Below are 7,878 nucleotides of genomic sequence, written 5' to 3'. Positions count from 1 at the left end.
AACTGGATGAAACCAGGAAAAAGTGAGATAGACGGAATGCCCATTTTAAAACCAAAGTTCAGTTCTTCTGGAATATTGGAGGTTTCGGCTCCAGAAGAAATGCCAAACCCTCTTTTTAAGAATGAGGATTAAGCTCACAGAATAATATTTTTGAAATAGCATGTGATGAAAATCACCCATATTCCATTTCCAATCATGTATTTTTGTTGATATGTCAATCTATGTGAAGAGAGCTTTATACATCCTTATACTTGCAGGATTTTTAATCACTGTGCTTTATGCCGTTTTTTTTAAGGAGAAAGAGGTGGTCACTCCTTTGACCCAAACTTGGGAAAACCCAGTGCCTCATCAAGAAATCCCCGAAGGTTTAGTTTCTCTTAAATCGGAAGATTGTGGCGTCTGTCATCAAGAACATTATGCGGAATGGAAATTAGCAACTCATGCTCATGCCTGGACCGATTTACAGTTTCAAGCAGAGTTAAAGAAGGAATCAAGTCCTTTTATGTGTATTAATTGCCATATTCCACTTCAGAATCAGCAGCCAGACATAGTTACAGGATTAATCAATGGAGATATCTATAGGCCTGTAAAGGAAAAAAATCCGTTTTTTGATCCCGTGCTTCAGCAAGAGGGAATAAACTGTGCCAGTTGCCATGTGAGAAACAATGAGATAATTGGCACGATAGGCAGTGAACTGGCTCCCCATAAAGTAAGAAAGGCACCGGAATTACTTTCTGAAAACCTGTGTATTGGCTGCCATAATGCCAATGCCGTGATTACACCGACGTTGGCTTGTACTTTTCAAACAGGAGATGAGTGGAAGGCTGGGCCATTTTATGGCGAAAAAAACTGTAAAGATTGCCATATGCCTGAGGTAGTAAGGCCATTAGTACCTGGTTATGCTCCTCGAAAAAGTCATAGTCATTTTTTCACAGGCTCTGGTATCCCTAAGTTTGACTCGGTAAAGACGACCGTTTTAAACGGGCTGAATTTTTACCCTGAGAAAGTTGCCAAAAGCTATGTGGTGAACGAGGACTTTAGTTTTAATATAAGACTAAAGAATGAAAATGCGGGGCACAGAGTGCCTACAGGCGATCCAGAAAGGTTTTTTATGGTGGAGCTTACGCTATCGAACGAAGCAGGTCAATTGGTGAAAACCGAGAAATATAGAATAGGAGAGGAGTGGGAATGGTATCCTGAAGCCAAAAAAACAAACGATAATAATCTCAATCCTGGAGAAGAGCGAAGTTTCAAACTTCAAACCGTAATCCATAAAGAAGGGAATTATAGACTACAAGCCAAGGTAACAAAGCATCGCCTTAATAAGGAAAATGCAGAATATAATAAACTTGGAGCTAATTATCCGCTGTTTATCACGGTTTTTGATGAAAACTATTCTTTTGCCGTGAAATAAAAACTACAAGAAAGGCCGTCACGTGTGAGTCTCACCTCATTGAACACTTACTCATTTGAAAGTGCATTAATAGCAAGCTTTTGAATGCTTAAATCTTATGCCATTTATATAATTGGAAGGATGAGGTATGCTATCTAAGAAAATAAAAGAGATGGCCAATATTTAACGGTCATTATGATTGTCAATACCCAATCCGAGTTAAAGCAATCGGAAACGTCAACACTACTATTAAACCTAGTTGTAATTTGTAAGAGGTATGGGTCTGTTTTTTGCCAGTCCTCTCTTCAGTTGGGATTTCAAGAAAGTTTAAAATCACTACCGCCATTTCCATGGAAAATGCTAAATGGTTTCATCCATTTTTTCAGGAATGAGTTCCACAATCACATCCAAAATCATTCGATCAAAACACCACCAGAAGAATTTCAATTCAACGTTTAGAGGCTGTTAAAATAGAGCGTTGATTATTAGAAATTGGGTGTACCAATTTACCTTCTTAAAAGCATGTAATATTTACGCTAGAAATTTGAAATTAATAGTCTGATTCAGGATTGAATAAATGTATTTAAGACACTTATTGTTTTCTCTTGATCATTTATGTAATAGTCTATCAATGAAGTGGTTGAAAGTGTGCTATCCGTATTCTTTGGTAATTTATCTTGATAGAATCTCCCTAAGTATTAGGCCGTAATTCCAATTGTAATAATTGATGAAAAAAAATAATTATATTAATTATATAGTATGAGAATTTTTAGCATAGATTTGACACTTTTTTAAAATTATATAACCTATAAACGTAATATTCTCAACTATCTAATTTCTATGAAAAAACTCTACAAAATTCCCATCCGTGGAACAAATTTGCTTCTGTTCTTTTTTCTAGTCTCGTTGGCCGGCGTAGCTCAGAAAAAAATTACGGGTAATGTAAGTGATGGACCTTCTGGCGAAGGTTTGCCTGGTGTTTCGATTACGCTCAAAGAGACAAATCGAGGTACGATGACAGATGCTTCAGGAAATTTCATTTTTGAAGTTCCTGCAACAAAAGCTGTCTTAATATTTTCTTCTATTGGTTATTTTCCTCAAGAAATTGAAGTTGGAAACCAGACCGTTATCAATATCTCTATGATACTTGATAGCAGATCCCTTGAAGAAGTTGTAGTTACTGGTTATGCATCGCAACGCAAGAAGGACATAACGGGAGCTGTAACAGTGGTAAATGCCAAAGAACTCACAGCCACTCCTGCTGCCAGCGTAACTCAGATGCTTCAAGGTAGAGCATCTGGAGTTGTGGTCGGTAACGATAACTCCCCTGGTGGTGGAACCATGGTTAGAATTAGAGGCTTTGGTACGGTGAATAATAATAGCCCGCTTTATGTCATTGATGGGGTTCCTACCCAGGGAACGCTTAATCAGTTAAATCCTAATGATATAGAGTCTATGCAAGTATTAAAGGATGCTTCTGCGGCGTCTATTTATGGAGCTAGAGCTGCCAATGGTGTTGTTATCATTACAACTAAAAAGGGTACAACTGGCGAGCCTAACATTACTTTTGACTATTATACAGGCACTCAGAAACCTGGCAAAATGTTGGATTTGTTGAATGCTGACGAGTTGGGTCAATATTTATATCAGGCTGATTTAGGGGCAGGGAAAAACCCTTCGGTTACCTCGCCTTCTGTTCAATACAAATTTGGACCAAATGGTGAAGTTACAATGGCAGACTATATCTATCCAAACGTTTATGGAGCTTTGCCTTCTAACTACACCTATACCAATGATATCACTGACCCAAATTTGGGAAAAACGGCCTTTAATATTACCAAAGCGAATAAAGAAGGTACAGATTGGCAAGATGTAATTTTTGACCCGGCACCAATAAGCAATTATCAACTTGGTGCAACTGGAGGCTCTAGTGCCGCTAAATATGCGATTTCTGCTAATTATTTCAATCAAGATGGAATTTTAAGATATACGAAGTATAGTAGATATTCCGTTAGAGCAAATACGGAATTTAAGAAGAAATTCGTAACGTTCGGAGAAAACTTAACCTTCTCTTATGATGAAAGACAAGGAATAACGAACAACAACGAGTCAAACCCAATTATGTTTGCCATTCGTGTTCATCCTATCATTCCAGTGTTTGATATTACGGGCGGACCTACCGCTTTAGGAGGAACAAACACTTCTCCATATAATGGATTTGCTGGTAGTAAAGGGGTTAATTTAGGTAATGCACCTAATCCCTTGGCCAGATTGTATCGTGAGCAAGACAACCTTACAAAAGGATCGCATTTGTTTGGAAACGTGTTTTTGGAATTGGACTTAATGAAGGGCTTAAAAGCTCGTACCAGTTATGGACTCGAGTATAATCAATTTAACAGGTCAGAATATTTTCATAGAGATATTGAAGCTGCAGAGGCTAGAAATGCAAATAGCTTAAATGTCATTAATAGCTATGATAAATCATCTACATGGTTTAATACGCTTAACTATAACAGATCATTGGGTCTTCATGAGTTAAATGTATTGGTAGGTACAGAAGCTGTAACTACATATTATTTTGGTTTTCAGGCAAGTAGAAGTGGTTTTGCTTTTGATGACTTAGATTACCGTTACCTTAACTCAGGGTCAGCTGCTGGACTAAGTAATGCGGGTGATGGTGCAATTCGAAGTGCCTTGTTTTCTCAATTTGGTAAAGTTAACTATGCTTTTAAAGACATTTATTTGGCAGACTTTACCTTACGAAGAGATGGCTCTTCTCGTTTTTCTGAAGCAAATAGATACGGTGTTTTTCCTGCATTTTCTGTTGGAGTGCGTGTGTCTGAATATGACTTCTTGAAAGATGTGTCGTTTGTAAATGATTTGAAGGTAAGATTTGGTTGGGGTAAAACAGGTAATCAGCTTATTCCTAATGTGAATAACGCTTACACTTTATATGCCGCAGATCCTTCAAATAATGCCTATGACATTAATGGTACGGGCTCTTCAATTGTTGGCGGTTTTGACTTAGTTCAATTCGGAAATCCAAATGGTAAATGGGAGACTACTACTTCAAGTAACTTGGGTATTGATGCCGTTTTGTTAAACAATAAAATGGAATTTGTTTTCGACGTGTACGACAGAACTACCTCAGATATGTTAACACAAATTGCCATTCCAAGAACTGCTGGTACTGGATCTATACCGTATACCAATATTGGTGAAGTGCAAAATAGAGGTTTTGACTTAGGAATTAACTATAGAGATAAAGTGGGTAATTTTAGATACCAAGTGGGTTTAAATATTGGTCATTATAAGAATAAAGTCATAAAACTTAATGATGATCCTAATTCAACTATTTTTGGATTCTCAACGAGGTTACCTGCCATTTCTGCCACAAAAGCTGGTCTTCCTATAGCTAGCTATTATGGTTATATCGTTGATGGCGTTATAAAAGATGATGCTGAGGCAGCGGCTGCACCTAAATTTGGTTCATATACAAGGGCTGGGTCTTTCAATTTTAGAGATGTTAACGGTGATGGAATTATAACCGCTGCCGACAGAACAATCATTGGAAGTCCTCATCCAGACTTCAATTATGGTATCAATATTAATTTGGGGTATAAAAACTTTGATTTAGCCATGTTTGGTCAAGGTGTACAAGGAAACGAAATATTTAACTATGTAAGGTACTGGACAGACTTTAACACGTTCCAAGGAAATAGATCAACAGATTTATTGTATAACTCATGGAAAAATCAAGGTGATGATGCCAAACTGCCACGCTTGAATTCTGGTGATGCCACTAGCCAACAGATTTCTAGCTATTTCTTGGAGGATGGTTCTTATTTGAGATTGAAAAATGTTCAGTTGACCTATACCGTACCGTTATTTATTGCTGAAAAAGTAAAGTTGAGTTCTGCTCAGATTTATGTACAAGGTCAAAACATGCTGACATTGACTAAATACACAGGTCTTGATCCAGATATCAACCTTAGAACTTCGGGTAACGACAATCAAGATATTCATATGGGAATAGATGAAGGAGCGTATCCTGTTGCCAAATCCTTATTGGTTGGTATTCGTTTAGGTTTATAATTTGAATGATTTAAATAGTATATAAAATGAAGAAATTAATAATCCTTTTCGTAGCTGTTTTTATCAGCTTTTCATGTACCGATACGTTTTTTGATTTGAAACCCCAGGGGCGTGCGTCGCTGGCTCAGCTATCCAATAAATCTGGGGTGAATGCCTTGTTGATTGGAGCTTATTCACTATTGGATGGAGTAGGTGCTGGTAATACCGGTCGCCATTCCACGGTTTCAAATTATGTTTTCGGTGGTATAGCATCTGACGATGCCGTTAAAGGCACGGATGCTGGTGACCAACCAGAGCAGTCCTTTATTGAACAATACAGCTGGTTGGCTGACAATACCTATTTCTTAGGTAAATGGCAGCATTCGTATGATGGTGTTGGCCGTGCCAATGAGGTAATTCAAATTGTCAATAGTCCAGATGTTAAAGACATGACTGATGCCGAAAAAACACAAGTCATTGCTGAGGCTAGATTTTTGAGAGCTCACTACCATTTTGAGGCTAAAAAAATGTGGGGTAAAATACCGTACATTGATGACAAAACTTATAATGCAGGTGACCCTAGTTCTACAAAACTACCTAACACTGCAGATATCTGGCCTAAAATAGAAGCTGACTTTGAGTTCGCAGCGGCAAATCTTCCAGCGGTGCAATCCCAAGTAGGAAGAGCGTCAAAATGGGCAGCAAAGTCTTATTTAGCTAAAGCAAAAATTTACCAAAAGAAATGGGCTGAAGCAAAAGTTTTACTGGAAGATGTGTATAAGAATTCTGGAAAAACACTAGTTACCAATTATCATGATAACTACAGATCAGGAAGCAGAAACAACGTAGAATCTATATTTGAAGTGCAAATGTCTGTAAATGATGGAACGACAGGTAATAATGGAAATGCGGGAGACGGACTAAATTATCCGTATTCTTCTACCGCACCTGGTAGAGGATGTTGTGGATTCTATCAGCCATCTCATAACTTGGTCAATGCATTCAAAACAAGTGATGGTTTGCCATTGATTGGAGCTGCAGCAGATGGCACTGAAGATTCTTATAACAAAGTAGATTTACCTAACGATCAGGGTATAAGCTCTGGAGCCGCTTTTACACTAGACAAAAGTATAGCAGTGGATCCTAGATTAGACTGGACGGTAGGTAGAAGAGGAGTGAATTTCTTAGATTGGGGTCCAATGCCTGGTTCTACTTGGATTCGTGACCAAGTTTATGCAGGACCATTCTCAGGTAAAAAATGGATGTACTATTTAGCCGAAGAAAGCAGTTCTACACATTCTACAAGTAAGAGAAGTACCAACAATAACTATAGACTTATTAAGCTGTCTCATGTTATTTTATGGCTTGCTGAGTGTGAAATAGAACTGGGAAACCTTGCCGCTGCGGAAGGCTACGTAAACCAAATCAGAAAAAGAGCACAGACGGGTTCAGTGCAAGACCCAACAGTGAATTATGTCGTAAATACTTACCCTGTGGGTACATTTGCCACAAGAGGTGCAGATTTTGCAAGAAATGCCACACGTATGGAACAAAGACTAGAGTTTGCCATGGAAGGTCACAGGTACTTTGATTTAGTGCGTTGGGGAATTGCAGAAAAAGTGCTCAACAAATATGCTGCAGAAGAGGCTTTGCCAGGTAAAGATCCATCAGGCAGAGTATTCAGTAAAAGAGGTTATATGTCAGGAAAAACATTTACCTCAAAGAATAATGTTTTTCCTTTACCTCAAGATGAAATTTTGAATAGTCAAATAGATGGAAAACCTACCTTGATTCAAAATACGGGGTATTAATTCAATCAACAGACTAAAAAAGCCTGAACAGAAATGTTCAGGCTTTTTGCGTTTTAAAAGCCTCGTAACCCATTATTAAACCCGGATTATGCATTGGGGAATCGTTATGAGTTTTAAAGTGCAATAAATCAGACAATTAAAGGAAATTAGCATAGCGTTTACCCTGAGCCAATGTCGAAGGGCTATGATGATTGAGTTTAAATGGGTGTAGCCTGTGCTGAGCTAGACGAAGTATACTGATTTGAAATAATTTAGCTATGGTCCCGATAAAATCGGGAGATTGCCTAATGCGGGTTAAACGTTCTGAAAACCATTATTCACTATTGGAAAGAGGTTCAAAATTTGGATTTAAATGGATAGAAATTTGAAAGTGAAATAATATGAAGGTTTTGAATTCTTAAGCCTTATTTTTGTGCCCCAATTTTACTTTTCTATCTAAAAAATACTTGATTTCTATGTCTCAGTTTATTTATGGAGTGGATTTCGGCACCACTAATTCCGCATTGGCAATTCTCGATACCACTAAAAATGAGGTTGTAAAAGTATTCACCATGCCCTCTATTTTGTTTTTTCCAGAAGTTACAGCAGCAAATGGATTTT

The 7,878-nt window shown here is 37.8% G+C and carries 3 protein-coding genes; all 3 read left to right on the top strand.

Features of this window, described 5'->3' with window-relative positions; all coding sequences use genetic code 11:
* Positions 1-223 precede the first annotated feature (223 nt).
* The 3 genes from ACTBZY_RS00210 (at position 224) to ACTBZY_RS00200 (ending at position 7,278) form a co-directional block, all read left to right on the top strand.
* A complete protein-coding gene (locus tag ACTBZY_RS00210) occupies positions 224-1,414 on the top strand; it encodes a multiheme c-type cytochrome (protein ID WP_463044299.1) in 1,191 nt (396 codons plus the stop codon).
* 819 nt (positions 1,415-2,233) lie between these two features.
* Entirely contained in the window at positions 2,234-5,488 is a 3,255-nt protein-coding gene (locus ACTBZY_RS00205; RefSeq protein WP_463044298.1) for a SusC/RagA family TonB-linked outer membrane protein, read from the top strand.
* Positions 5,489-5,514: 26 nt separating this feature from the next.
* The gene (locus ACTBZY_RS00200; protein WP_463044297.1) at positions 5,515-7,278 is read left to right on the top strand and encodes a RagB/SusD family nutrient uptake outer membrane protein; all 1,764 of its coding nucleotides are present in this window, start codon (positions 5,515-5,517) and stop codon (positions 7,276-7,278) included.
* Positions 7,279-7,878: the final 600 nt, after the last annotated feature.

This window comes from Arcticibacterium sp. (assembly GCF_055134445.1).
Note: the sequence above shows the minus strand (reverse complement) of the source record. Positions and strands in the feature narration are given on the sequence as shown.

What these genes read in the sequence shown, in the direction of transcription:
- ACTBZY_RS00205 (WP_463044298.1), top strand. Translation starts at nt 2,234, where the DNA reads ATGAAAAAACTCTACAAAATTCCCATCCGTGGAACAAATTTGCTTCTG.
- ACTBZY_RS00200 (WP_463044297.1), top strand. Translation starts at nt 5,515, where the DNA reads ATGAAGAAATTAATAATCCTTTTCGTAGCTGTTTTTATCAGCTTTTCA.